Origin of the sequence: Methylobacterium tardum (assembly GCF_023546765.1) — a bacterium.
Lineage (GTDB): Bacteria > Pseudomonadota > Alphaproteobacteria > Rhizobiales > Beijerinckiaceae > Methylobacterium > Methylobacterium tardum.
The window spans coordinates 121,585-145,356 of record NZ_CP097484.1 but is presented as its reverse complement, the minus strand read 5'-3'; the positions used below and the strand labels follow the sequence as shown (position 1 = coordinate 145,356).

Below are 23,772 nucleotides of genomic sequence, written 5' to 3'. Positions count from 1 at the left end.
CGAGAGCGGAAGCCGCGGCGCGCCGACCGAGATTGTCGTGGCGTTGCCGTACAACCCCGGCCGAATGTTCGGCAAGGGTCGCGTACGCGCTTAGATAGGGACGCCGTTGGCGTGTGCGAAGGCAGTGAGCGCCGGCCGCAGAGAATCGCCGTCGTGCATGCGCGACATCTCCGCATCGATCAGCTCGGCCACGGCCCGCGCCTCGAGGCTGAGCACCATCGCCTTGACCGGGCCGATGGCGGCCGGCGACATCGACAGGTCGCGGTAGCCGAGGCCGATCAGCGCCATGGCGTCGAGGGGTCGCCCGCCGATCTCGCCGCAGACCGTCACCGGGCAGCCGGCGGCGTTCGCCCGCTCGGCGATCAGCCGGAAAGCCCTGAGCGCCGCGACGCTGAGCGGGTCGAAGCGGTCGGCGACGCGGCGGTTCTCGCGATCCACCGCGAACAGGAACTGCATCAGGTCGTTCGAGCCAACGGAGAGGAAGTCGGCCTCCCGGGCGATCTCGTCGATCTGGAACAGGAGCGAGGGCACCTCGATCATGGCGCCGAGCCGGCACTCGGTCGGGAGCCGGTAGCCGTGGCGCTTCAGATAGGCCTTCTCGCGCTCGACGATGCCCCGGGCGCGGACGAACTCGTCGACCGTCGCGACCATCGGGAACATGATCTTCAGCGGATCGCCATCGGCGGCCTTCAGGAGGGCGCGCAGCTGCATGCGCAGCAGGGCCGGCCGGTCGAGGCCGATCCGGATCGCCCGCCAGCCGAGCGCCGGGTTCTCCTCCTCGAGCTTGGCCATGTACGGGAGGATCTTGTCACCGCCGATATCCAGGGTGCGGACCGTGACGGATTTTCCCGCCGAGGCCGCGAAGACCTTGCGGTACAGCTCCTCCTGCTCGGCGGCCGAGGGCATGCGCTGGGCGACCATGAACTGCAGTTCGGTGCGGAACAGGCCGACGCCCTCGGCACCGGTCTCCTGGAGGTGGCTGAAATCGACCAGCAGGCCGGCATTGAGATGCAGGCCGACACGCACGCCGTCACGGGTCTGGGCCGGGACGTCGCGCAGCGCCCGGTACTGCTCCTGCCGGCGAGCGCGCAGGCGCACCATCTCGGCATAAGCTGCCTCGACCTCGGGCCCGGGCCGGACGTGGATCTCGCCGGCCACGCCGTCGGCGATGATGGCATCGCCGGCATCGCACAGGGCCGTGGCGTTCTCGACCTCACCGACCGCCGGGATGCCGAGCGCCCGCGCGACGATGGCGACGTGGCTGGTCGGACCGCCCTCCTCCAGGACGATGCCGCGCAGCGTCGAGGCCTCGTAGTCGAGGAGGGCCGCCGGCCCCATGGTGCGCGCCACCAAAATGGCGTTCTCGGGCAGCACGACCGTGCCCGCCGCCTCGGAGCCGATCAGCGTGCGCAGGAGCCGGTTGGCGAGGTCGTCGAGATCGTGCAGCCGCTCGCGCAGGTACGGATCGGATTGCCGCATCATCCGGGCACGGTTGTCCGACTGGACCCGCTCCACGGCAGCCTCGGCGGTGAGGCCCGAGGCCACGGCCTCGCGCATGCGCCGGAGCCAGCCCTTGTCGTGGGCGAACATGCGGACCGTCTCGAGGACTTCCCGCGACTCGGCGGTGCCGATCCGGTCGCCGCGCTCCACCAGCGCGTCGATCGCGGAGCGGACCTCCTCGATCGCCTCGTCGAGGCGGGCGACCTCGCGATCGACGTTCTCGGCGATCAGGGTCTTCACCACGACGCGGGGCTCGTGCAGGACCACGTAGCCGAGGCCGATCCCGTCGGCGAGCGCGATGCCGCGCGACAGCACAGGCCGGCGGGCCGCCGTGCCGGCATCCGGCGCCAGGCCTTCCAGCTCGCCCGAGGCGATCATCTCCGAGAGCACCATGGCGGTGGTCTGGAGCGCCTCGATCTCCTCCTCGGAGTAGACCCGGTAGGTCTTGTTCTGGACCGTCAGGACGCCGAGCGTGTTGCCGGCCCGCAGAAGCGGCACGCCCAGGAAGGCGTGGTAGGCCTCTTCGCCCGTCTCCGGCCGGTACGAGAAGGCCGGGTGGTTCTGCGCATCGGACAGGGAGAGAGGCTCGGCCGTGCGGGCGATCAGGCCGACGAGGCCCTCGTCGGTGCGCATCCGGGTCTGGTGGACCGCCTCGCGGTTCAGACCTTCGGTGGCGAACAGCTCGAGGGTGTTGTCATCCCGCAGCACATAGACCGAGCAGACCTCGGCCACGACGTTGGCGGCGATCAGGACGACGATCCGGTCGAGGCGCGCCTGAGGGCTGACCGGCTCCGCCATCGCTTCGCGGAGGCGGCGCAGCAGCAGGCGCGGGCCTCCGGGCGCAGCGGGCATCGGTTCGTCGTTCCAGCGTTGGTGAGTGGCCTTGGCGTCGACCACCCTGCAACCTTGGCGCCAAGTTCGGGACGGCCGGCGCCGGATGGACCGTGCCGCTGGGCCCAGAGGCGCTCTGGATCCCGCGGACCGGCCCGTGACTGTTCAGTTCAAACCGCGCGACCCGCTCGAAACCGCGTCGTCTAGGTTCAGGCCTGATCGAGGCCGTATAGCGAGTGAAGCGTGCGAACGGCAAGCTCCGTATAGGCAGCATCGATCAGCACGGAGAACTTGATCTCCGACGTCGTGATCGCGCGGATGTTGATTCCCTTCTCGGCGAGAGCGCGGAAGGCCTTCGCGGCGACGCCCGCGTGGCTGCGCATCCCCACGCCGATCGCCGACACCTTCACGACGTCGGTGGCACCCTCGATCTGCGCGTAGCCGATCTGCGTGCGGGCCTCGCCGAGGATCGCGCGGGAGCGCTGGTACTCGGAGGCCGGCACCGTGAAGGTCATGTCGGTGGTCGACTGATCGCCGGACACGGTCTGGATGATCATGTCGACGTTGATGTTCGCGTCGGCGAGGGGGCCGAAGATCGCCGCGGCCACGCCGGGGCTGTCCTTGACCTTGCGCAGGGTGATCTGCGCCTCGTCCCGGGAGAAGGCGATCCCGGTGATGATCTGCTGTTCCACGATGTCGTCCTCGTCGCAGATGAGGGTGCCCGGACGCGCGGCGTCCGGCGGATCGAAGGAGGACCGGACCGTGGTCGGCACACGGTGGACCATGGCGAGTTCCACCGAGCGGACCTGCAGCACCTTGGCCCCCAGCGAGGCCATCTCTAGCATCTCTTCGAAGGTCACCCGCTCCATGCGTCGGGCCTTCGGCACGATGCGCGGATCGGTCGTGTAGACCCCGTCGACATCGGTGTAGATGTCGCAGCGCTCGGCGCCGATCGCGGCCGCCACGGCCACCGCCGAGGTGTCCGATCCGCCGCGCCCGAGGGTGGTGACCCGGCCGGTCTCGGCGTGGATCCCCTGGAAGCCGGCGATCACCGCCACCTCGCCCTGGGCGAACCCCGCCGCGAGGTTCTTCGGGTCAATCTCGGCGATGCGCGCCGAGCCGTGCGCGTCCGAGGTGATCACGGGAATCTGCCAGCCCTGCCAGGAGCGGGCCTTGATCCCGTCCTTCTGGAGCGCGATCGCCAGGAGGCCCGCGGTGACGAGCTCACCCGAGGCGACGACGGCATCGTACTCGCGCGGGTCGTAGAGCGGGTTGGCGTCCTTCACCCAGTCGACCAGCTCGTTGGTCTTGCCCGACATGGCGGACACGATCACCGCAACGTCGTAGCCGGCCGCCACCTCGCGGGCGACGTGGCGCGCCACGTTGCGGATGCGGTCGACGGTGGCGACGGACGTGCCGCCGAATTTCATCACCAGACGGGGCATGGTCTCTTGATCGCGGGTTCCCGGTGGCGACTGGACGGAGCGCTTCAGCCCGGCCCGGACGGTGCCCGGCGGGTACAAGCGGCTCGGTAGAGTGTCAACAACCTGCCAAGCATGGCGCCCGCGCGCCGCGGCGACTTCCAGCGCGCCCGCGTGCTAAGGCGCGGCAGAACCTCTCGAACGGATCACCCATGGACAGGCCAGCCACGGACCACCCCTCGGACGGCTTCGTCGACCGCGGCGAGGTCGCGCGCTTCGACGCCCTCGCGGCGACCTGGTGGGACGAATCCGGTCCGATGCGGGTCCTGCACCGGTTCAACCCGGTGCGGCTCGCTTACATTCGCGACGCACTCTGCCGGCATCATGGCCGCGATCCGCAGGCGCCCTTCCCTCTGGACGGGCTCACGATCTGCGATGTCGGCTGCGGCGGCGGCGTTCTGTCGGAGCCGCTGGCGCGGCTGGGCGCCACGGTGACGGGCCTCGATCCCGCGGAGCAGAACATCGCGGTGGCCCGGGCGCATGCCGAAGCGGCCGGCGTGCCGGTCGATTACCGCGGCGAGACGATCGAGTCCGTGGTCGCTGCCGGTCGCAGCTTCGATGCCGTGCTGATCATGGAGGTCGTGGAGCACGTCTCGGACATGCCCGCCTTCGTGCGCACCGCCTGTTCCGCCGTGAAGCCCGGCGGAATGCTCTTCGCCGCGACCCTCAACCGGACGATGCGCTCCTTCGCGCTGGCGATCGTCGGAGCCGAATACGTGCTCGGCTGGCTCCCCCGCGGCACGCACGATTGGGAGAAGTTCGTGACGCCGGACGAGCTCGGCCGGGCGATCCGGGCGGGCGGCCTCGCCGTCACTGACACGGTCGGCGTGGTCTACAATCCGCTCACCGACGGCTGGCGCACCGGGCGGGATACGGCGGTGAACTATATGGTCGCGGCCGTGCATCGGGGCTGAACCGGATGAGCCGCGCGCCGTTGAGTCGGCGGCGGAGGGACCGGCGATGCTCGAGAAGATACCCAGCGTAATTGGCGGGGCCCTGTCGGGCCTGAAGGCCGGCCGGGAGAAGACGGCTTCTCACGCGGCCTTCGCCGACGTCCCGGAGACGCTCACGCCGACGAGTCCTGCCTTCGCCGATGGGGCGGACATGCCGGCCCGGTTCACCGCTGACGGCGCGGGTGTCTCCCCGCCGCTGGCCTGGACCGGCCTGCCGCCCGGCACCGCCGCCCTGGTCGTGCTCGTCGAGGATGCCGGCAGTCCCACGCCGCAGCCGCTGGTCCACCTCATCGCCTGGGATCTTCCGCCCGAGCCCGCGGGCCTCGATGAAGGCGCATTGCCAAGTCCCGGCCGCCCGGGTGACGCGCACCGGTTGGGCCGGAACAGCTTCCTGCGTCCCGAATGGCTGCCCCCGGATCCGCCGAGCGGGCACGGACGGCACGACTACGTCTTTCAGATCTATGCCCTGCGGCAGCCGCTTCATCTGGCCGACGAAGCGGGCCGTGGTGCGCTGATCGCGGCGATGCAGGGTCACGTGCTCGCCAAAGGACAGCTGACCGGAGGTTACGCGCGCGCCTGAGCTGCCACAGGAACGGGCCGGATTGCCACAGACCAGCCTGCCGCGGCGTTGTGCCGTCGCCGACGCGCCGGTATTGTGTCGACCAAGCTTGCCCTGTCGGGTCAGCACCTTGGACCAGGATCGGAGATCAAGCCCGTGGCCGTCGACGCACGGACGAAGCGGCGCGGCAGCGCGAGCGTGGCGCGGGCGCTGGCGGCGTCGGATGTCGGCACCTGGGAATGGCACATCGCGGACGACGTCCTGCGCTGCGACGCCGCCGCGGCGTCGATGCTGGGCGTCCCGCAGGCCCGCGGCGACCGTGGCGCGACCTTCGCGCTGTTCCTGGATCGGATCCACCCGGAGGATCAGCGGCGCATCGGCACATTGGTCGATGACCTTCGCCGCAACGGCGGGCTCTACATCGCGCAGTACCGGACCGTTCCGGAGCCGGGCGACGTCCGGTGGGTTCTGGCGCGTGGCCGCTTCGGCCAGAACGAAGATGGGGTCGTGAGCGAGGCGCGCGGGATCGTCATCGACGTCACCGAGAGCAGCCGCGACGGATTCCTGGATGAGGCCGCCTTCAGCGTGACCGACGCCTCGGTGGGGGGCTCGACCGGGTGGCCGAACTCGCGCTGGCCCTGTTCTCTTCGGCGGAGGCCGGCCTGCCCCGGGTGGGCTTCGAACGGCTGAAGCCGCTGCTGGAGGCGCTGCTGCATGAGATCGGACGGCAGCTCGTGAGCGCGCCGCCGGTGCCGAACCTCGACAGCATCCACTGATTCCCCGCCCTGCGACGCCTTGCCTAGCGGGGGCGAATCCTGATAAGGCGACGCCATTCCGCGATGCGTGTGCCGTGATCGCCGGACGCGACTGCGCGTCCTGCCTCGTGACCACGTTCCCGACACCCTACAGATGGACGGCCCTCCGGGCTCGAGAGACCCATGAAGATCCGCAACTCCCTCAAGTCCCTGCGTGGCCGCCACCGCGACAACCAGCTCGTGCGCCGCAAGGGCCGGGTCTACGTGATCAACAAGACCCAGAAGCGCTTCAAGGCCCGCCAGGGCTGAGGACGAATCGGCCGGCCTCAAGCCAGCTTCGTCGCATCGAAAGCAGCCGCGCCCAGCCGGGACGCGGCTGCTTTCGTTTGCGCGGCACCAACGCACGTTGACGGGCGAAGTGACCGCGCCCAGTCTGACGCGATGATGCCGCTCCGCCTCCGCGTCGCCCTCGTCTGTCTCCCGGCACTCGTCGTGGGAGCGACGAATGCACTGGCGGCGGCGGACACGAACCGGCCCGCCCGCGGGGCGCCCGAAGCGAAGCCGGCACCGAAGCCGCCGAGCCTGGACGACCTGTTCGCCCGGCTGCGCGCCAGCGAGGATCCCGCGGAGGCCAAGGGCATCGCCCGGCTGATCGAGCGGCGGCTCGCCGGCTCTGGCAGTCCGACCGCCGACTTGCTCACCGACCGCGCCCGACAGGCCGTGACCGCCCACGATTTCGCCCTCGCCGCCGAGTTGATGGACCGGGTGACGGCCCTGGAGCCCAACTGGTCCGAGGGCTGGAACCGACGGGCGACGGTGTTCTGGCTTCTGACCGACAAGGACGACGCCATCGCCGATTTGCAACGGGCGCTGGTACTTGAGCCGCGCCATTTCGAGGCCTGGATGGCCCTGGGCCGGATCTACGAGGCGAACGACGACAAGGCGCGGGCGCTCGCGGCCTTCCGACGGGCGCGTGCCCTCTACCCGCAGATGGACAAGATCGGCGAGGCGATCGACCGCCTCGCGCCGGAGGTCGACGGCCGCGACCTGTGACCCGGGTGTTCGCCGTTCTCCTCACGATCCTGGCCCTGCCGTTCGCGGTCGCCGGACTGGTCCTCGCGGTCGGTGCGTTGGCGAGCCTCGCGATCAGCCTCCGGGTCGGTTCTGCCCATCCCCCGGCAGGCCCGTTCGTGGCGGTGACCGGCGGCCGCCTCGCCACGATCCAGGACGGGCCGGCAGACGGCCCGCCGGTCGTCCTCCTGCATGGCGCCTCGGCCAATGCCTCGGACCCGATGGAGGGCATCGGCCGCCGGCTGGCCGCGCAGGGCTTCCGGGTCATCGCGTTCGACCGGCCCGGCTTCGGATGGAGCGACCGGATCGCCGGTGCCGAGGCCGCCGCCCCCTCGGTGCAGGCGCGGCTGATCGCCGAGGCGCTGGCGCGCATGGGCGTCGGACCGGCGCTCGTGTTCGGCCATTCCTGGGCCGGCTCCCTGGCCCTGGCCCTGGCCCTCGATCACCCCGAACGGGTCTCCGCCCTGGCCCTCGCCGCCCCCGTGGCAATGCCCATGCCGGACCGGATGCCGGACCTGCCCTGGTACTGGAAGCTCGCCGTGAAGCCGCCGGTGGCTTGGCTGCTCAGCCGCACGATCGGACCGCCTCTGGCGCAGCATTTCCTGTCGGAGGCGGCGCGCCGGGTGTTCCAGCCCCAGGCGGCGAACCCGGACTACCCGGATCTGGCGCGCGCCGACCTGGTTCTGCGGCCGGGGACGCTGCTCGCCAACGTGCAGGATCTCCTCGGCCTGTCGGCGGCGCTCGCGACGCAGAGCCCGCGCTACCGCACGATCCACGTCCCGACGCTGGTAATCTCCGGTGAAGCCGACCCGATCGTCCGAAGCGACACGCAGGCGGTGCCGCTGGCGCAGGTGATCCCGGGGGCCCGGCTCGTGCTGCTTCCAGGGGTCGGCCACATGCTCCAGTACGTGGCCGCGGAGCGCGTGACCGAGGAGATCGTTCGGCTCTCAGGCGAGGTGAAGAAATCGGTCAGCGCCATGCCGGCCGCGACCCGCTGAACCGCGGGCCGATCGGGTCCCGTCCTCCGCTAACCGGTCGCCACTCTCGAACGATGATTTCCGCCGTCGTTCCGGGGCGCCGCAGGCGAGCCCGGAATCCAGACCCTCAGTCCCCGCGAATCCTTGGCGCGTCGGCGGCTCTGGATCCCGGGTTCCGCTGCGCGGCCCCGGGATGACGGTGCGCAAGGACTCGTCAGGCCTTCTCGGCGTGCTCGCGGGTGATGAAGGTGAGCCGCACGAGATTCGTCGCCCCGGGGGTGCCGAACGGCAGGCCCGCCACCACGATCACCCGGTCGCCGACAGCGGCGAACTTCTCGCGCACGGCGAACTTGGCGGCGCGGAACGACATGTCGTCCACGTCGCTGGCATCCTTGGTGACGATCGGATGTGTGCCCCAGGCGAGGGCCAGGCGCCGCGCGGTCTCGCGCCGCGGCGTCAGGGCGATCACGGTGGCGTTCGGGCGCTCACGGGAGAGGCGCAGGGCCGTCGAGCCGGAATTGGTCCACGCCATGATCGCGTCGAGGTTCAGGGCATCGACCATCTGGTGCGCGGCGGCTGCAATGGCGTCGGCCGCGGTCTCGTCGGGCGTCGCACTCTGCGCCCGGATGATCGACCAGTAGATCTGGTCCCGCTCCACCTGCTCGGCGATGCGGTTCATGGTCTCCACGGCGCCGATCGGATGGGCGCCGGAGGCGCTCTCGGCCGACAGCATCACGGCGTCCGCGCCCTCGTAGACCGCTGTCGCGACGTCCGAGACCTCGGCGCGCGTGGGTACGGGCGCCGTGATCATGGATTCGAGCATCTGCGTGGCCACGACGACGGGCTTGCCGTAGCGCCGCGCCCCACGGGTGATGCGCTTCTGCACGCCCGGCACCTGCTCGAGCGGCATCTCCACGCCGAGGTCGCCGCGGGCGACCATCAGCCCGTCGGAGATCTCCAGGATCTCGTCGAGGCGCGTCAGCGCCTGCGGCTTCTCGATCTTGGCCATGACCAGGGCGCGCCCGGCGCAGACCTTCTTCACCTCGGCCACGTCCTCGGGCCGCTGGACGAAAGACACGGCGATCCAGTCGGCGCCGGCGTTCAGCCCGGCATCGAGATCCGCCCGGTCCTTGTCGGTCATCGCCGGCACCGGGATCACGGTGTGCGGCAGCGACACGCCCTTCCGGTTCGAGATCCGCCCGCCGACTTCGACACGGGTGACGGCCCGGTTCTCCGACGTCTCGACCACGGAGAGCCGCAACTTGCCGTCGCCGAGCAGGATCGCGTGGCCCGGCTCAAGCGCCTCGAGGATCTCGGGATGCGGCAGGTGACACCGGGTGGCGTCGCCGGGCGTCGTATCGCCGTCCAGCACGAAGGTGGCCCCAGTTTCGATCATTGCGGCCCCCTCCGCGAAGGTGCCGAGCCGCAGCTTCGGTCCCTGCAGATCGACCAGGATGCCGATCGGCCGCTTCGCCTCGCGCTCGATCGTGCGGATGGCCTCGACCTTCTCGGGCAGCTTCTCCCGCGGAAGATGGCTCATGTTGAGCCGGAAGACGTCGACGCCTGCGCGAAACAGCCGCTCGATCATCTCGGGCGAATCGGAGGCCGGGCCCAGGGTGGCAACAATCTTCGTGCGGCGCGAGCGTTTCAAGCGTCATCCTCCGAATGTTTTCACGGCAAGCCCGCAAGCATTGCCGAGTCGTTGTTCTTTTTGCGGGTGTGAGCATCCCAGACCGGACAGCGTCAAGGGCGCTGTCGTCACGTCAGGGTTTCGCGGGTGGGTCGGCCCGGTTAGGGTCGGTGAGCTGAATCGTCCAGCTCTTCTGCTCGCCAGTATCGACTTCGAAGAAGCCGTTACGATCGTATCCCCGGGCCAGACAATCCTCGTTGCCGCGAATCGTGAATTCCGAATCGCGGGTACACATCAAAGAGCGCCCGCTCCACTCGCCGCCGCGCGTGTAGTCGACCGCGAAGACGTAGTAAAACCGCGCGGCCAGCGCGCCCTTGAGCAGAGTCTCGCAGGCTTTCGGTGCGAGGTCCCACCAGCCCTCCGTCACCCAGCCCTGCGGGTCGCGGTAGCCCAGCGAGATGCCGACCTTGCTGCCGGTCTGGTTGCACAGGCGCAGGTCCGCTCGCGCCGGGGTCGCGCAGAGGAGCGCGAGACCGCATGCCGTGAGTGCTGGAAGAACCTGAGCCGCCGGGACGCGACGCCTAATTGACGAGAATGATGCGACAGTCGTTGACATTGGTACGGGTCGGGCCGGGGTTCACGAGGTCGCCGAGGGCCGCGAAGAACGCGGTGGAGTCGTTCTGCTCCAGCATCGCGGCCGGGTCGAGGCCGGCGGCCTTGGCGCGCGCCAGGGTGGTGGGGTCGATCAGACCGCCCGCCGGGTCGGTGGCGAGGCCCCGGCCGCCATCGGTTCCGTCGGTGTCGGCACTGATCCCGAAAATGCCGGGCTCCCCGTCGAGCGCCACCGCGAGCGCCATCGCGTATTCCTGATTCGGACCGCCGTTGCCCTCGCCCCGGATCGTGACGGTGAGTTCGCCGCCCGAGATCAGCGCGACGCGCCGCCCGGCCGCCTTGTGGCGCTTGGCCTCCACCGCGTGCTCGGCCGCGACCGCCCGGGCTTCGCCCTCTAGGTCGGCGCCCAGCATCACCGGCTCGTAGCCCGCGGCCCGGGCCGCCTCGGCGGCCGCGTTCAGGGCATCGATCGGGCGCGCGATGATCCGGTATTCGGCCCGCGCGAAGGCCGGATCGCCGGCCTTCGGCGTCTCGTTGTTCGGATCGTTCAGGAGACGCACAGCCTCCTCGGGAAGCGGGATGCCGCGCTTCTCGCAGATGGCGCGGGCGTCGGCGAGCGTCGAGGGATCCGGTACCGTCGGGCCGGAGGCGATCACCGCCGGATCGTCGAACGGGACGTCCGAGATCGCCAGGGTCAGGATCCGTCGGGCGTTGCGGGCGGCAAGGGCGAGGCGACCGCCCTTGATGCGGGAGATGTGCTTGCGCACCGTGTTGATCTCGCCGATCGGCGCGCCCGAGCGGAGCATGGCCCGGGTGATCGCCTGCTTCTCGATCAGCGTCAGGTCGCCGGCCGGCGCGATCCAGTTGGCCGAGCCGCCGCCCGAGAGCAGCACCAGGACCTCGTCCTCCGGGCCGGCCTCCGTGGCGAGGCGGAGCGCCTCCTTGGTGGCGGCGATGCCGGCTTCGTCGGGAACGGGGTGGCCCGCCTCGACCATGTGGATTCCCGGCGCCTCCTGACCGTAGCCATGACGCGCCACAGCGAGGCCGACGATCCGGTCTTCGCCCAGCCCATGCTGCTGCCGATAGAACCGGCTCGCCACGTCGCTCATGCTGCCCGCGGCCTTGCCGGCGGCCAGGATGATCAGCCGGCCCGGGCTCGGCGCGGGCAGATGCGGCGGCAGGGCGAGATCGGGATGGGCGGCGCGGATTGCGGCCGTCAGGATCGCCTCGAGCAGGGCGCGCTGCGCCTGGATGGCCGGATCGGCGACGGGCGGAACGGTCTCGGTCATGGCGTCGGACGGGCTCCTCTCTCGATTATATCGCGCGATCCCCGCCCGTTTCTTCCGGGGGCGGCGGGCCCGTTTCTTGCCGTGAGCGCACGATCCTTGATAGGTGATCTGCCCGAGCGGCCGCGCCACGGCAAGCGCCATCGGCACCCTCGCACAGAACTGAAGACCTCGGAGCCCCGTGACCCGCCCGGAGACAGAAGCGGCCCTATCGCCTGTGCACCCCTGCGAGATCATCCCCGGCAATCCCGGCTGCGGCTGGTCATTGCCTGCGATCACGCCTCGAATTACGTGCCGCCGGACATCGATCTCGGCGTGCCGGCCTCCGAGTTCGCCCGGCACATCGCGTACGATATCGGTGCGGCGGGGGTGACGCGGCGGCTGGCGGCCCTGCTCAATGCGCCCGCAATTCTCACGAACTTCTCCCGCCTGATCATCGACCCGAATCGCGGTCGCGCCGACCCGACGTTGGTGATGCGGCTCTCCGATGGTGCCGTCGTGCCGGGTAATGCCCGCATCGACGAGGCCGGCAAGCAGGCGCGGATCGCCCGGTTCTACGCGCCCTTCGATGCCGCGATCGACGATGCGGTGGTTGCCGCGGAGCGAGCCGGCCGCCCGCCCGCGATCCTGACCATGCACAGCTTCACGCCCTACTGGCGTGGCATCGCCCGGCCCTGGCAGGTCGGGATTCTGTACGACCGTGACGCGCGCTTCGCCCGGCCGCTGATCCAGGCGCTGGAGGCCGACCCGGCCGGTCTGACCGTCGGCGACAACCAGCCCTACGGTGGCGGCCTGCCGGGGGACACGATGGACCGCCACGCCACCGCCCGCGGCCTGCGCAATGCGCTGGTGGAGATCCGCCAAGACCTGATCGCCGGCGAGGCGGGCCAGGAGGCCTGGGCCGAGCGCTTCGCCCGCATCCTGCGCCCGCTGATCGCGCCTTGATCCGCGGGCGGATGGCCCCGAAATGCGGCTGGACAGCCAGAACCGGAAAGCGCCACGACCGATGAGCGAGATCGACCCGCAGACCCAGACCGAGCTCGAGGCGGCGGTGTTCCGCCGCCTCGTCGCGCACTTGCGCAACCGCACGGACGTGCAGAACATCGACCTGATGAACCTCGCCGGCTTCTGCCGGAACTGCCTGTCGAACTGGCTCAAGGATGCCGCCGACGAGAAAGGCGTCCCGCTCACCAAGGATGCCAGCCGCGAGGCCGTCTACGGAATGCCCTACGACGCGTGGAAGGCCCAGCACCAGAAAGAGGCGAGCGCCGAGCAGCAGGCGGGCTTCGCCGCTCAGCAGGCGAAGGGGCACTGACGCGGCGTCGCGGTCCCCCTCGACCCGGGAATCGGCTAAGCTTCCGGTAAGGCCGGCCCGTTAACCACGGGTCAGGGCGCAACCGCGCCGTGCATTTCGGAGAGCCCCATGAACGCCCATTCGATGCCCACCGCTGCCCAGCGGCCCGGCGGCGACGTCTCCTCGGCCGAGGGCGTCGCGGCCGACGAGCTGAAGCAGTTCATCGAGCGCCTCGAGCGCCTCGAGGAGGAGAAGGCCGGCATCATGGGCGACATCAAGGAGGTGTTCGCCGAGCTGAAGGGCCGCGGCTTCGACGCGAAGGCCGTGCGGACGATCCTGCGGATCCGCAAGCAGGATCACAGCGAGCGCCAGGAGCAGGAAGCGATCCTGGAGCTGTACATGCAGGCGCTCGGCATGGCCTAGTCGGGCCGCACGGCACCGCATCGATCCAATACGCGGCCCTCATCCAGAGGCGTCGGAGCGCAACGGAGGCCTCGACGGGGCCTCCGGACAGCCGCGCGATCCCTTCAAACCTCCTTCAAGGCTCCCCGCCGAGGCCATCCCGAAAGGTGGGCGCGGCGGCACAGCCTTCTCGGCGCTCTACAGCGCGGTGAGGACGGACGAAGCATCCCGACGCCGACAGGCGCGAGGCTCAATGCGCCTCCGCCGCTGCCGTGAGCGCGGGGATGTCGGGCCCGAGGGTGCGGCCGGGATATCCGGCAGCATCGAAGTAGCGGGTCTCACCCACCGTCTGATAGGCCAGCACCGTGATGTGGCCGGCAGCATCCGGCTCCGAGCGGAGCACCGCCCTCGCGAAGGTCGGCGTGCTGCCGTTCGCGAGGGCCTCGGTCAGGACGCGCCCGACCAACTGGCCCTTGCCGGGGATCGTGAGGCCGAGGAGCTGAGCGATCGTCTTGCCGAGATCGGCATTGCTCGCCGGCACGGGGCTCGCGAGGCCCGCGCGGAAGCTCGGGCCCATCGCACCCATGACGTTGCGGGTGTCAGCACGCGAGAAGCTGCCGTGCATGCCCTGGCCCTGCTGCAATCCGGTATCGGAGACCTCGACGCCGCAGGTCGTCGGATCTGAACAGCCCGTCGAGAAGCTTCGGAAATTGACCACGATCGCCGGCATCGGGGTCAGCGCCGAGCCGTCGAGGGCGATGGCGGAGAGCGGGAGCGTCCCTGGGATCGGCCCCAGGGCGGCACTCACGAAGAGGCCGCTCACGTAGTCTTGGCGCGTCAGGGCCTCGACCACCTTGCGGGCCAGCGCCTTGTCGCCACCCGGCAGGTAGACCAGATCCGAGCCGCCATTGGCGGCAACCACCACGTCGGGCTTTGCCGGATCCGTGCCGATCAGGCCGTTGGCCCGACTGGGGAAGGCGTCGGCGGCGAGCACGGCGCCCTTGGCATCGGGGTCGAACAGACCGAGCCCGAGTTCATGTGCGAGATCGATGGCGAGGAACCCCGGCGGAATCTGACCCTTCGGGACGCCCTTGTAGGCTAGCGTCGCGGAGAAGCTGGTCGCGCTCTCCTTCGAGATGGTCGAGAAGCCGTGATCGGAGGTGAGGATCACGTCCGTGCTGTCCGCAAGACCCTGTTCCTTCAGCGCGGCGAGCAGCGTGGCCAGGTTGGTGTCCACGTTGCGGATCGCCGCGAGGCTGGTCGGACCGTTGATCCCCGGCACCAGCCGCCCAAGACTATCGCCCTGATTGTGCTGCGTCCCGTCGGGATCGCGCGACCAGAACACCAGCACGAACGGTTTTCCGCGTTCCCTGAACAGCGGCAGGACCGCCTTGGTGGCCACATCGGCGAAGTAGCTCTGTTGCTCGACATTCGCCGAGAGGGTTCCGGGCGTCTCCGCGGTCCCGGCCTGCCCGTTGGTGCCCCGCGTCGGCGCCTGGGTCGGCAAGCCGGCCGCGCCAAGACGCGTGCGGAGTTCCTCGCTCAGCGGGATGCCGCCGGGACGGCCCGTGCTGTCATCGACCAGGATGCTGTCCTGTCCGGAACGCGCCGTGTGGTCGAAGACCAGCGACGGCCCGAGCTTGCCAATGCTGGCGGTCGAGAGGCCCTGGGCATGGGCCGCGCGCAGGATCGTCTCCTCGTTGAGGTAGTTGCCCGCGAAGTGCGCGTCGACATCGCCGAGGACCGGGTCGCTCTCCAGGAACGGCGTGAGGCTCTCGCCGGCACCCGGGACCGGGAAAGCCGTGTAGATCGTGTTCCCGAACTGCCCGGTATCCCCGAGCATATGGCCCGTCGCCATGGCGGTGGCGTTCGGCATGGTGAAAGTCGGGAAGAGAGAGTGCGTATTGGTGAACCGCACGCCGGCCCGCATCAGGCGGTCCATGGTCGGCGCATTCGCGGCATTTACCATGCCGTCGCGGAGCCCATCGGCGATGAACAGGACGACGTTGCGGGCTTGCGGCTGCGCCTGGGCCGATCCGGCGAGGCTCAAGCCGACAAGACAGGAAAGAATGACGCGCCGCATACCCGAATCTCCGAGTGATCCGGGCAGCGGCGTGAGCCTGAACGATGACAGGCGCGTGACGGATCCGAGGAATGTTGTCCCACGAACCCGGATCCGGGACCCCCTCCGGCGGAAGGGGGAATGGTCTTACGCGGCGTGCTTGGCCCGGTTCAGCAGCTTGCGGTTGATCAGGACCTCGGCGATCTGAACCGCGTTCAGAGCGGCGCCCTTGCGCAGGTTGTCCGAGACGCACCAGAAGTTCAGGCCGTTCTCCACCGTCGCGTCCTCGCGGATGCGCGAGATGTAGGTTGCGTCCTCGCCGGCCGCCTCGTGGGGCGTCATGTAGCCGCCGTTCTCGCGCTTATCGATCACCAGCACGCCGGGGGCGGCGCGCAGGATCTCGGTGGCCTTCTCGGCCGAGAGCGGCTGCTCGAACTCGATGTTCACCGATTCCGCGTGCCCGATGAAGACCGGGACGCGGACGGCAGTCGCCGTCAGCTTGATCTTCGGGTCGAGCATCTTCTTGGTCTCGGCGACCATCTTCCACTCTTCCTTCGTGTAGCCATCCTCCATGAACACGTCGATGTGGGGGATGACGTTGAAGGCGATGCGCTTGGTGAACTTGCCGCCCTGCTTGATCTCGCCGGCGGTGAACACGGCGCGGGTCTGGTTGAACAGCTCGTCCATCGCCTCCTTGCCGGCGCCGGAGACCGACTGGTAGGTCGAGACCACGACGCGCTTGATCGTGGCCGCCTCGTGAAGCGGCTTCAGCGCGACGACCAGCTGCGCGGTCGAGCAGTTCGGGTTGGCAATGATGTTGCGCTTGGTAAATCCGACCACGGCGTCGGCATTCACCTCGGGCACGATCAGCGGCACGTCGGCGTCGTAGCGGAACGCCGACGAGTTATCGATCACCACGCAGCCCTGCTGGCCGATGCGGGGCGACCACTCCTTCGAGGCCTCGCCGCCGGCCGACATCAGGCAGATGTCGGTGTCGGAGAAGTCGTACGTGTCGAGCGTTTTGACCTTGAGCGTCTTGTCGCCGTAGGAGACTTCCTGACCCTGGCTGCGGCGCGAGGCCAGAGCCACGACCTCGTCGGCGGGGAAAGCCCGCTCGGCCAGGATATCGAGCATTTCGCGGCCCACGTTACCCGTGGCGCCGACGACGGCGACCTTGTAACCCATCTCTCGTCTCCGCGCGGAAAACCCCGATTGATCCGGGTGCCGCGCTCCTGCCAGCAAATTCGGCCGAAGGATCGTTCGTGCCGGACGGCGCCCGTGAAACGGGCGCGGCCGCAGATCCCGTCCTCGCAGGAGGTGGGATCGACGGCCGCAGTGAGCAAGGCGCCGATGGCACGGCGGTGTCAAGGCCGCGGCCCGGTCAACGACTGATTCACCCTACACGAACGAAGCCGGTGAGGACCCGGCCTGAGGGAAAGGGAATGTAATCCTTCCCGGCCAACCTCGCTGCGGCTTGACGGAACAGCTGTCCGCACGGGGTGCCATGCTGACCAGGGCAACACGAGACGACGTGATCCGCGACGCCGGGCCGAATGCCGATCGGCCGAAGCTGTCGGTCATGCGCGCCAGCGCGCAGCTCGCCCTCGCGGCAGCCGTGATCACGGCCTTGTCGTTCTACGCGCGGACGAAAGTCGAAACCTCCGGTGCCGCACGCCTCCCAACGTCCTTCGTCCCGACGAAGCCGGCTGTTCAGGCCCCTCCCCCTGCCTCGGTCGCGCAGTTCGGCTTGGCGGAACCAGGCTCCGACCCGGTTCGGGTGGCTTCCGGGCGAGTCGACACCCGGACGGGCCAGCGTGAAGATTCGCTGACACGCGGAGACTTCGACGCGATGGAGGCCCCCACGTTGCGGGTCACCCTCACGCGCGGCCTGTCCGCCGAACGCCCGGCGAGCCTTTTTGTGCTCGTCGCCCGGCGCGCCGCTGCCGGTCCCGAGATCGGCCGCGCTGCCCTATCCGTGGTGCGGACCGGCCCGTACGGCCGGATCGACACGAAGCTCGGGGCCGTGGAGCTTCTCGAGGTAACTCTCGGCGGTGCGTCGCGGCGCACATGCACCGGCTTCGTGACGCGCGAGGCGGCTTTCCGCCTGGATGGGTGGATGTGCGCACCGCTGGGGCAACCGCCGGAGGCACAAACCGTCGCCTGCATGATCGACGCGCTCAGCCTCGCCGACCTTGCCGATCTGGACACGACCGCGGCCTTCTCGGCCGCTCCCAGAAATGCTGACGCTTGCGCGTTCGCGAAACCCACCGCGGAGGCAGCAAGCCGGACAGGATCAATCGGTCAAAGGGCGCGATCTAAGAAATGAGGCTGGAGTGTGGCAAAACACACAAGCTCGACCGTTTCGCTGGAACAACAGCCTCGCTCAAGCGTCTTCTTCTCAAAGGCGGCGAACTGTTAAGCTTCCACCGCCATATTGATGCCACTCTCAGACAAGGTTGGCCATGCGCTCGCTCAAGATCGCCCTTCTCGGCGTCATCGCCGCTGCCGGCTTCGGCGCCGCGGTCCCGGCGCCGGCCCAAGCCCAGGACGGCTTCGTTGCCGGTCCGATCTACCGGGTCAGCCGGCCCCTGCCGATCCGCGTCCGCCCGCGCAGCTGGCTTGACGCCGGCAACGTGCCGCTGACCTCGAACGTTCCGGGTGCTGGTGGTTCGCGCAATCCCGCCCTGAACCCCTACCTGATCGCGGCGTCGAACCAGCTGACCCCGCCCTACGGGCCGACCGACCGCTTCGGCCGCGGCATCCTGCCGGATCCGATCACCAACGGCCCGTTCATCGGCGCCCGTTCGTCGGCGATCCGGAACGTCGACCTCTCCTTCGTCGACCGCTTGGACCCGACCTCGCCGCTCTATGGCCGTCCTTACTAGAATCACCCGGCCTCATCGGCTGACGGTGCGGAGCGCGGACCCAAGGGTCCGCGCTTTTCGTTTGTGATCCGGGCCCCTCTCGCCTTCACCGGCGTCGGTAATCCTGTATGCCAGTCGTCGCGGCGACATCTGTGCCGCCGCGACGGGATCGATGACATGAAGCCGTTCAACTGGGTGTCCGGGTATCCGTCGCTGCGCATGCCGATGTTCGGCCGCAATTGCGTGGCGACCTCGCACGCACTGGCCGCTCAGGCCGGAATCCAGATGCTTCAGGCCGGCGGCAACGCCGTCGACGCGGCGATCGCGACAGCCGCGGCCAAGACCGTGACCGAGCCCTGCAGCAACGGGCTCGGCTCGGACGCCTTCTGCATTCTGTGGGATGGGAAGGCGCTGCACGGCCTCAATGCGTCGGGCGGCGCGCCGGCAGCCTGGACCCCGGATTACTTCCTGCGGAAATACGGGGCGTCCGAACGGCCGCCGATGCGCGGCTGGGATTCCATCACTGTTCCCGGTGCGGTTGCCGCCTGGGTCGCGCTCAGCGAACGCTTCGGCCGCCTCCCCTTCGCAGACCTGATGCAACCGGCGATCCGCATCGCCGAGCGCGGCTACCTCGCCCCCGTCGTCGTGCAGCAGAAATGGGCGGCTGCCGCCGGGGTGGAGGCGATCACTCGTCAGCCGGGCTTCGCCGAGTTCTTCCTGCCGCGCGGCCGCGCACCGGATGTCGGCGAGCTGGTGACGTTCCCGGGTGCCGAGAAGACCCTGCGGCTGATCGGCGAGACCAAGGGCGAGGCGTTCTACCGGGGTGAGATCGCCGAGGCGATCGCCGCGCATGCGAAAGCCCATGGCGGGGCCATGACGACCGCCGACCTCGCGGCGTTCCGGCCCGAATGGGTGACGCCGACCGCCAAGGATTATCGCGGCTACACGCTGCACGAGATCCCGCCGAACGGTCAGGGCATCGCGGCGCAGATCGCGCTCGGTATCCTGGAGCAGTTCGACCTCGCCGGCCTGCCGGTTGACGGTCCCGAGTCTCAGCACCTCCAGATCGAGGCCATGAAGCTCGCGTTCAGCGACACCTACCGGTACGTCGCCGACCCGCGCAGCATGGAGGTGACGCCGGAGGCGATGCTCGATCCGGCCTATCTGGCGGAGCGCGCGAAGCTGATCGATCGCAACCGGGCCCAGGTGTTCGGACCGGCAAGCCGCCCGCCGGCGGCACGATCTACCTCACCGCGGCCGACGAATCCGGCATGATGGTGAGCTTCATCCAGTCGAACTTCATGGGCTTCGGCTCCGGCGTCGTCGTCCCGGGTTGGGGAATCTCGCTGCAGAACCGCGGCTACGGCTTCGCGCTCGATCCGGCGAGCCCCAACGTGGTGGCGCCGGGCAAGCGCCCGTTCCACACGATCATCCCGGGCTTCCTCACCCAGGACGGCGCGCCGGTGATGAGCTTCGGCGTGATGGGCGGCAACATGCAGCCGCAGGGTCACGTCCAGACGCTGGTGCGGATGATCGATCACGGCCAGAATCCGCAGGCGGCCTGTGATGCGCCGCGGTGGCGTGTGAACGAGGGCCTCGACATCAACGTCGAGGCGGCGATGCCGGCTGCAACCCTCGACCGCCTGAAGGCCCTCGGCCACCAGCTGGAGGTGATCGAGGACAGCTACCAGGATTTCGGAGCCGGCCAGTTCATCTGGCGGATGGGCGACCCGTCGGTGGAGGGCTACGTCGCGGCGAGCGATCCGCGTCGGGACGGCCAGGCTGTGGTGTGGTGAGGCGCTACTTCACCTGCACGCTGTCGACCACCTCGCGGAACTTGGCGAGCACGCCGGTCCGCTGATCCTCGCGGACCACCCCGAGGGCGCGCAGGTAGCCATCCGGCGCGAACCGGATGGTCTGCGAGACGACCACCGGCACGTTGGTCGGCTGGTCGATGGCGCGGGCCACGATCTCGTGCCAGTCGACGCCGTTCGAGCGGTAGCTCTGCGAGCGCTCGATCACGAAATCCTTGAGGGTCTGGTTCGACGCGAGGGCGGCCCGGGCGAAGCCGTCCCGCTGCTCCGCCGTCGGCGGCTGCTGCACGGCTTGGGCCAACACCAGGATCGGCTGCTCCAGATTCTGCATCTGGTCCTTCGGACCCTGGGTCAGCAGGACCGAGTTTCCCGCCAGAACCCGCACCGGCCTGAAGCCCGCCAGGTCGGCGATGCGGAACGGCAGCGCGTCGACCTGCTGGGTCAGGCTCAGGGCCGGCCGCAGGGTCACGCCGGTCACCATCTTGCGCATCGTCGCTTCGGTCTCGGCGTCGGGCAGCGCCTGCGCGATCACGAGGCCGGTCACGCTCGGCGCGCCGACGACGAGGATCCACTTGCGGATCGCCGGCGCGGAGGCGTTCGGATCGGCAGGCTGCTCACCGGTATAGAGCATGCCCTCGTTGTCGCCGATCTTGACCTCCTCGCGCTTCTCGACCGCGAAGCCCTGGCTCAGCAGGTTGGCGTCGGTGAAACCGCTGACGAGTTCCGCGAAGGCGTTCGCGGGTAGTTCCACGATCGACAGCGTCGCGCCGCCCTCCTTCCGCTCGAATCCGGAGAAGCGGCGGGACAGCACCATGTCGGCGGGCGGCTCGAAGCCGAACCGCGAGCCCGGCGGGAAGACGGGGTCGGCGGCATGGGCGGCGGATCCAAGGCTGGCCGCCAGCGCCGCGGCGCAGAGAACCCGTCCGAGACGCAGCATCAGGTTGCGCATCAGCATCGAATACCGGTTCTCCTGGTGAACCCAACTTGGGGTTAGCCCGCAGGCGATGGGTCTGCCCGGCAGTTCGATCTGTCAAGCCGGCAGCGCGGCGCGCCTGCGATCACGATGAAGGGAAACCGCCAGCAGAGCGGCCGCACCGATGCCGGCGGCGTAAGCTCCGAAGTTCCACACCGAGAAGATGTTGCCGAGCAGGAGCTGGCCGGCCATCGCCGACCGGAACGCGTCCAGGGCTGCGGTGTGGATCAGCCGGCTCGTCTCGATGAGCGCCGCACCGATCGCGGCGGCGATCACACAGCCGCGCAGGCCCCATCGCGCCGGACGCAGGGCAGCTACGAGCAGGAACACCATCGCACCCCATAGAATGCCGCCGCCGTAATGGTGAACCGGGAGCGGCAGATGCCAGGTTGGCACCCGCAGCAGAAGGCCCAGCCCGATCACAGCAATGGCGAGGCCGAGGTGCGTCCAACGAGCGGCCGGGAGGCGTGGCGGTGCCGTCATCGGGGTCGCGGCCGGCCAGCTGGCAATTCCGTTCACCCGGGCGACGAGGGTGTAGGACACGATCATCAGCAGGAACCAGGAGGAAAGCTTGGCCACTGGAACCATGGACCAGTGATGCCTCTGGCTCGGATAGAGCCAAGTGCCCGAAAGAGTACCCAGGTTTTCCGCGAACCAGATGAACAGCGCAACGAGCAGAAGTCCGAGCAGCAGCGGCATCGCGCGGTGCTGTCGCCAGATCTTGAAGTACACGATCGCGGGGGCGAACGCTGCCGCGGCGATGAGAAGGAGAGGAACGCGCAAATCGTAGCCGAGATGATCGGTGAGGAAGTTGACGTAGATCGCCACCGAGAGCGGCGCCAACAGGCGCAGGCTTGGATGCCGTTTGAACCGGAAATCGAAGAGGCGCCACACGCGAGCGAGATAGCTGCCGACGGCCGCGTACATGAAACCCGTGAACAGCGGTACGCCACCCAGACGGAAGAGGTTCGCTTCCGGATAGACCCAGCTTCCGATGGCCGTCTTGTGGATCTCCATCGCGGTGCCGATGACGTGAAAGACCAGGATCACCCTGGCTTCGGACCACGTCTCCATCCGCAGCCGTAGCAGGAGCACTTGAAGCATCACGGCTGCGAGGAACAGCGCGTCGTACCGTGCGATTGGTGCGTGCTCCGGCCAGACCAAGCGTGTGCCGAGCATCAGCGCCAGCAGCAGGCCGCCGAAAAGGCAGGCCCAGCCCTGCTTCAGCCCGAAGCGCACGAATTCATAGATTGCGGCCGCGACGCGGCCATGCGCAACGACCGCCTCCTGCAGGCGCGCCTCGGCGACGATGAAGCGCCCGATCGCCTGCCATTGTGCCGCTGCGCTGACACCGTTCTTCGGCGGAGCCGGTTCGTCGGACGAGTCGCGATCAGGCGCTGACGTCAACGAGCCGCCCCTCCTGCCGCCGTGACCCGACGAAGGGTCAGGTTGCAGCGGCCGCTCGGCGGCAAGAAGGCGAGCCCACCCTCCTCGTCGAGGAGGTCGGCGCTCGGGTAGAGCCGGTCGATCCCGTGATAGATCAGCCGCGACGCGCCGCCGATCACCAGGGCATCTCCGGATTGAAGGCGCACCGAGCGGGTCGGATCGGAGCGGTTCAGTCCGCCGTAGCGAAACAGCGCGGCGGCACCGAGGGACAGCGACAGGACCGGCGCCGCGAGATCCGCCTCATCCCGATCCTGGTGGAGTCCCATGCGGGTCCCCGGTGCGTAGAGATTGATCAGGCAGGCTTCTGGTGGCGCCGGATATGCCGCCAGCGCCTCCCAGGCCGCGCGGGCGGTCGGCGGCAGAGGCGGCCAGTGCGCGCCCCGTCTCGGGATGTGTCGGCAGGTAGCGGTAGCCGCTGATGTCCGAGACCCAGCCGAGGGGGCCGGCATTCGTCATCCGCACCGAGAACGGCTTGCCGGTGCGCGGCATGCGCGGCGTGACTGGCGGGGCGGCTTCGAGGACCGCAGCGATCTCGGCGGCAAGACGCGCGCGGGCGGCCGCGTCGAGGAAGCCCGGATGATGGATCAGGCCGGGCGCGAGTTCGGTCGCCACTCAGGGGCCCGCATCGCCGTCCCACGCCAGCACCGTCTTGGCGGCGATCGTGGTGTCGGCGTTGAGGCGGTAGACCAGCGGGACGCCGGTCCTGATCTGAAGGTCCGTGACGGCGTCGCCGTCCAGGCGGTCGAGAACCATCACCAGGGCGCGCAGCGAGTTGCCGTGGGCCGCTACCAGAACCCGCTGGCCGGCCATGACCCGCGGCAGGATCGCAGTAATGTAGTAGGGCAGCACCCGCGCCGCCGTGTCCTTGAGGCTCTCGCCCCCGGGTGGACGCACGTCGTAGGATCGCCGCCAGGCATGGACCTGCGCGTCGCCCCAGCGGGCCCGGGCATCGTCCTTGTTGAGGCCCGAGAGTTCGCCGTAGTCGCGCTCATTGAGGGCCCGATCGCGAACAACCGCGAGATCGCCCAAGCCCATCTCCTCCAAGAGCAGGGCGCAGGTCCGCTGCGCCCGCACCAGCTCCGACGTGAACGCCGCGTCGAAGCTGTAGCCCTCCCGCTTCAGCCCGCGCCCGGCCGAGCGGGCCTCGGCCACGCCGCGCTCCGTCAGGTCGGGGTCGCGCCAGCCAGTGAACAGGTTCTTGAGGTTCCAGTCGCTCTGGCCGTGCCGGACGAGGACGAGGAGCCGTTCCATGTCCGCACCGC

At 69.4% G+C, this 23,772-nt stretch carries 20 protein-coding genes and 3 pseudogenes; 12 read left to right on the top strand and 11 right to left on the bottom strand.

Going from position 1 to position 23,772, the window contains the following annotated elements:
- Positions 1-90 precede the first annotated feature (90 nt).
- Positions 91-2,352, bottom strand: coding sequence for a phosphoenolpyruvate--protein phosphotransferase (gene ptsP, locus M6G65_RS00725; RefSeq protein WP_250103439.1), 2,262 nt, complete (start codon positions 2,350-2,352; stop codon positions 91-93).
- Between the two features lie 188 nt (positions 2,353-2,540).
- Positions 2,541-3,776, bottom strand: coding sequence for an aspartate kinase (locus M6G65_RS00720; RefSeq protein WP_250103438.1), 1,236 nt, complete (start codon positions 3,774-3,776; stop codon positions 2,541-2,543).
- Between the two features lie 188 nt (positions 3,777-3,964).
- Between M6G65_RS00720 and ubiG the strand changes: the two genes are divergently transcribed.
- The 6 genes from ubiG to M6G65_RS00690 all read left to right on the top strand — a co-directional run bounded on the left by ubiG (position 3,965) and on the right by M6G65_RS00690 (position 8,148).
- Positions 3,965-4,726 carry a bifunctional 2-polyprenyl-6-hydroxyphenol methylase/3-demethylubiquinol 3-O-methyltransferase UbiG gene (gene ubiG / locus M6G65_RS00715; protein ID WP_238197501.1) on the top strand — a complete coding sequence of 254 codons (762 nt, stop codon included), beginning with the start codon at positions 3,965-3,967 and terminating at the stop codon, positions 4,724-4,726.
- 46 nt (positions 4,727-4,772) lie between these two features.
- A complete protein-coding gene (locus tag M6G65_RS00710) occupies positions 4,773-5,345 on the top strand; it encodes a YbhB/YbcL family Raf kinase inhibitor-like protein (protein ID WP_238197502.1) in 573 nt (190 codons plus the stop codon).
- Between the two features lie 135 nt (positions 5,346-5,480).
- Entirely contained in the window at positions 5,481-6,014 is a 534-nt protein-coding gene (locus tag M6G65_RS00705) for a PAS domain-containing protein (protein WP_250103437.1), read from the top strand.
- 248 nt (positions 6,015-6,262) lie between these two features.
- Entirely contained in the window at positions 6,263-6,388 is a 126-nt protein-coding gene (gene ykgO, locus M6G65_RS00700) for a type B 50S ribosomal protein L36 (RefSeq protein WP_003601867.1), read from the top strand.
- A gap of 132 nt (positions 6,389-6,520) precedes the next feature.
- Complete coding sequence (locus M6G65_RS00695) at positions 6,521-7,132, top strand: tetratricopeptide repeat protein (protein ID WP_238197504.1); 612 nt, start codon at positions 6,521-6,523, stop codon at positions 7,130-7,132.
- Positions 7,129-8,148 (top strand): alpha/beta fold hydrolase, encoded by a 1,020-nt coding sequence (locus M6G65_RS00690; RefSeq protein ID WP_238197505.1) that lies wholly within the window; start codon positions 7,129-7,131, stop codon positions 8,146-8,148. Before M6G65_RS00695 ends, M6G65_RS00690 begins: the two co-directional genes overlap by 4 nt.
- A gap of 193 nt (positions 8,149-8,341) precedes the next feature.
- On the opposite strand, the gene pyk is transcribed toward M6G65_RS00690, so the two are convergent.
- The 3 genes from pyk to M6G65_RS00675 form a co-directional block, all read right to left on the bottom strand.
- The gene (gene pyk / locus M6G65_RS00685; RefSeq protein WP_250103436.1) at positions 8,342-9,778 is read right to left on the bottom strand and encodes a pyruvate kinase; all 1,437 of its coding nucleotides are present in this window, start codon (positions 9,776-9,778) and stop codon (positions 8,342-8,344) included.
- 112 nt (positions 9,779-9,890) lie between these two features.
- Complete coding sequence (locus M6G65_RS00680; protein ID WP_238197507.1) at positions 9,891-10,373, bottom strand: DUF1036 domain-containing protein; 483 nt, start codon at positions 10,371-10,373, stop codon at positions 9,891-9,893.
- Complete coding sequence (locus tag M6G65_RS00675; RefSeq protein WP_238197508.1) at positions 10,339-11,658, bottom strand: glycerate kinase type-2 family protein; 1,320 nt, start codon at positions 11,656-11,658, stop codon at positions 10,339-10,341. The genes M6G65_RS00680 and M6G65_RS00675 overlap by 35 nt, the downstream gene beginning before the upstream one ends.
- Positions 11,659-11,836: 178 nt before the next feature.
- On the opposite strand from M6G65_RS00675, the pseudogene M6G65_RS00670 reads away from it, so the two are divergent.
- The 3 genes and pseudogenes from M6G65_RS00670 to M6G65_RS00660 all read left to right on the top strand — a co-directional run bounded on the left by M6G65_RS00670 (position 11,837) and on the right by M6G65_RS00660 (position 13,372).
- Positions 11,837-12,600 (top strand): annotated as a pseudogene (locus M6G65_RS00670) (N-formylglutamate amidohydrolase).
- Positions 12,601-12,661: 61 nt separating this feature from the next.
- Positions 12,662-12,970 carry a DUF1244 domain-containing protein gene (locus M6G65_RS00665; protein ID WP_238197510.1) on the top strand — a complete coding sequence of 103 codons (309 nt, stop codon included), beginning with the start codon at positions 12,662-12,664 and terminating at the stop codon, positions 12,968-12,970.
- Between the two features lie 123 nt (positions 12,971-13,093).
- Positions 13,094-13,372 carry a DUF2312 domain-containing protein gene (locus M6G65_RS00660; RefSeq protein WP_026604676.1) on the top strand — a complete coding sequence of 93 codons (279 nt, stop codon included), beginning with the start codon at positions 13,094-13,096 and terminating at the stop codon, positions 13,370-13,372.
- A 229-nt stretch (positions 13,373-13,601) separates the two neighbouring features.
- Here the strand turns inward: M6G65_RS00660 and M6G65_RS00655 are convergent, their stop codons facing one another.
- Both M6G65_RS00655 and M6G65_RS00650 read right to left on the bottom strand, forming a co-directional pair.
- Positions 13,602-15,434: an alkaline phosphatase family protein gene (locus M6G65_RS00655; protein WP_250103435.1), complete on the bottom strand. Its 1,833-nt coding sequence runs from the start codon at positions 15,432-15,434 to the stop codon at positions 13,602-13,604.
- 126 nt (positions 15,435-15,560) lie between these two features.
- Complete coding sequence (locus tag M6G65_RS00650) at positions 15,561-16,598, bottom strand: aspartate-semialdehyde dehydrogenase (protein WP_238197512.1); 1,038 nt, start codon at positions 16,596-16,598, stop codon at positions 15,561-15,563.
- Positions 16,599-16,944: 346 nt separating this feature from the next.
- Between M6G65_RS00650 and M6G65_RS00645 the strand changes: the two genes are divergently transcribed.
- The 3 genes and pseudogenes from M6G65_RS00645 to M6G65_RS00635 all read left to right on the top strand — a co-directional run bounded on the left by M6G65_RS00645 (position 16,945) and on the right by M6G65_RS00635 (position 20,073).
- Entirely contained in the window at positions 16,945-17,739 is a 795-nt protein-coding gene (locus tag M6G65_RS00645) for a hypothetical protein (protein ID WP_250103434.1), read from the top strand.
- A gap of 136 nt (positions 17,740-17,875) precedes the next feature.
- Complete coding sequence (locus M6G65_RS00640) at positions 17,876-18,298, top strand: hypothetical protein (protein ID WP_192706939.1); 423 nt, start codon at positions 17,876-17,878, stop codon at positions 18,296-18,298.
- A gap of 156 nt (positions 18,299-18,454) precedes the next feature.
- Positions 18,455-20,073 (top strand): annotated as a pseudogene (locus M6G65_RS00635) (gamma-glutamyltransferase family protein).
- A gap of 4 nt (positions 20,074-20,077) precedes the next feature.
- Here M6G65_RS00635 and M6G65_RS00630 read toward each other — a convergent pair.
- The 4 genes and pseudogenes from M6G65_RS00630 to M6G65_RS00610 all read right to left on the bottom strand — a co-directional run bounded on the left by M6G65_RS00630 (position 20,078) and on the right by M6G65_RS00610 (position 23,761).
- The gene (locus M6G65_RS00630) at positions 20,078-21,046 is read right to left on the bottom strand and encodes a hypothetical protein (RefSeq protein WP_238197515.1); all 969 of its coding nucleotides are present in this window, start codon (positions 21,044-21,046) and stop codon (positions 20,078-20,080) included.
- Positions 21,047-21,121: 75 nt separating this feature from the next.
- Positions 21,122-22,471: a DUF817 family protein gene (locus tag M6G65_RS33640; protein ID WP_347710473.1), complete on the bottom strand. Its 1,350-nt coding sequence runs from the start codon at positions 22,469-22,471 to the stop codon at positions 21,122-21,124.
- A pseudogene (locus tag M6G65_RS00615) lies at positions 22,468-23,122 on the bottom strand (alpha-ketoglutarate-dependent dioxygenase AlkB family protein). The gene M6G65_RS33640 and the pseudogene M6G65_RS00615 overlap by 4 nt, the downstream one beginning before the upstream one ends.
- Positions 23,123-23,761, bottom strand: a complete 639-nt coding sequence (locus tag M6G65_RS00610; protein ID WP_238197517.1) for a 2,3-bisphosphoglycerate-dependent phosphoglycerate mutase — start codon at positions 23,759-23,761, stop codon at positions 23,123-23,125. It lies immediately after the preceding pseudogene.
- Between the last annotated feature and the right edge of the window lie 11 nt (positions 23,762-23,772).

Coding starts and splice junctions, on each gene's coding strand:
- ykgO (WP_003601867.1), top strand. CDS start 6,263: ATGAAGATCCGCAACTCCCTCAAGTCCCTGCGTGGCCGCCACCGCGAC.
- M6G65_RS00710 (WP_238197502.1), top strand. CDS start 4,773: ATGCTCGAGAAGATACCCAGCGTAATTGGCGGGGCCCTGTCGGGCCTG.
- M6G65_RS00640 (WP_192706939.1), top strand. CDS start 17,876: ATGCGCTCGCTCAAGATCGCCCTTCTCGGCGTCATCGCCGCTGCCGGC.
- M6G65_RS00680 (WP_238197507.1), bottom strand. CDS start 10,373: ATGTCAACGACTGTCGCATCATTCTCGTCAATTAGGCGTCGCGTCCCG.
- M6G65_RS00655 (WP_250103435.1), bottom strand. CDS start 15,434: ATGCGGCGCGTCATTCTTTCCTGTCTTGTCGGCTTGAGCCTCGCCGGA.
- M6G65_RS00610 (WP_238197517.1), bottom strand. CDS start 23,761: ATGGAACGGCTCCTCGTCCTCGTCCGGCACGGCCAGAGCGACTGGAAC.
- M6G65_RS00630 (WP_238197515.1), bottom strand. CDS start 21,046: ATGCTGATGCGCAACCTGATGCTGCGTCTCGGACGGGTTCTCTGCGCC.
- M6G65_RS00675 (WP_238197508.1), bottom strand. CDS start 11,658: ATGACCGAGACCGTTCCGCCCGTCGCCGATCCGGCCATCCAGGCGCAG.
- M6G65_RS00695 (WP_238197504.1), top strand. CDS start 6,521: ATGATGCCGCTCCGCCTCCGCGTCGCCCTCGTCTGTCTCCCGGCACTC.
- M6G65_RS00665 (WP_238197510.1), top strand. CDS start 12,662: ATGAGCGAGATCGACCCGCAGACCCAGACCGAGCTCGAGGCGGCGGTG.
- ptsP (WP_250103439.1), bottom strand. CDS start 2,352: ATGCCCGCTGCGCCCGGAGGCCCGCGCCTGCTGCTGCGCCGCCTCCGC.
- ubiG (WP_238197501.1), top strand. CDS start 3,965: ATGGACAGGCCAGCCACGGACCACCCCTCGGACGGCTTCGTCGACCGC.
- M6G65_RS00720 (WP_250103438.1), bottom strand. CDS start 3,776: ATGCCCCGTCTGGTGATGAAATTCGGCGGCACGTCCGTCGCCACCGTC.
- M6G65_RS00660 (WP_026604676.1), top strand. CDS start 13,094: ATGCCCACCGCTGCCCAGCGGCCCGGCGGCGACGTCTCCTCGGCCGAG.
- M6G65_RS00650 (WP_238197512.1), bottom strand. CDS start 16,598: ATGGGTTACAAGGTCGCCGTCGTCGGCGCCACGGGTAACGTGGGCCGC.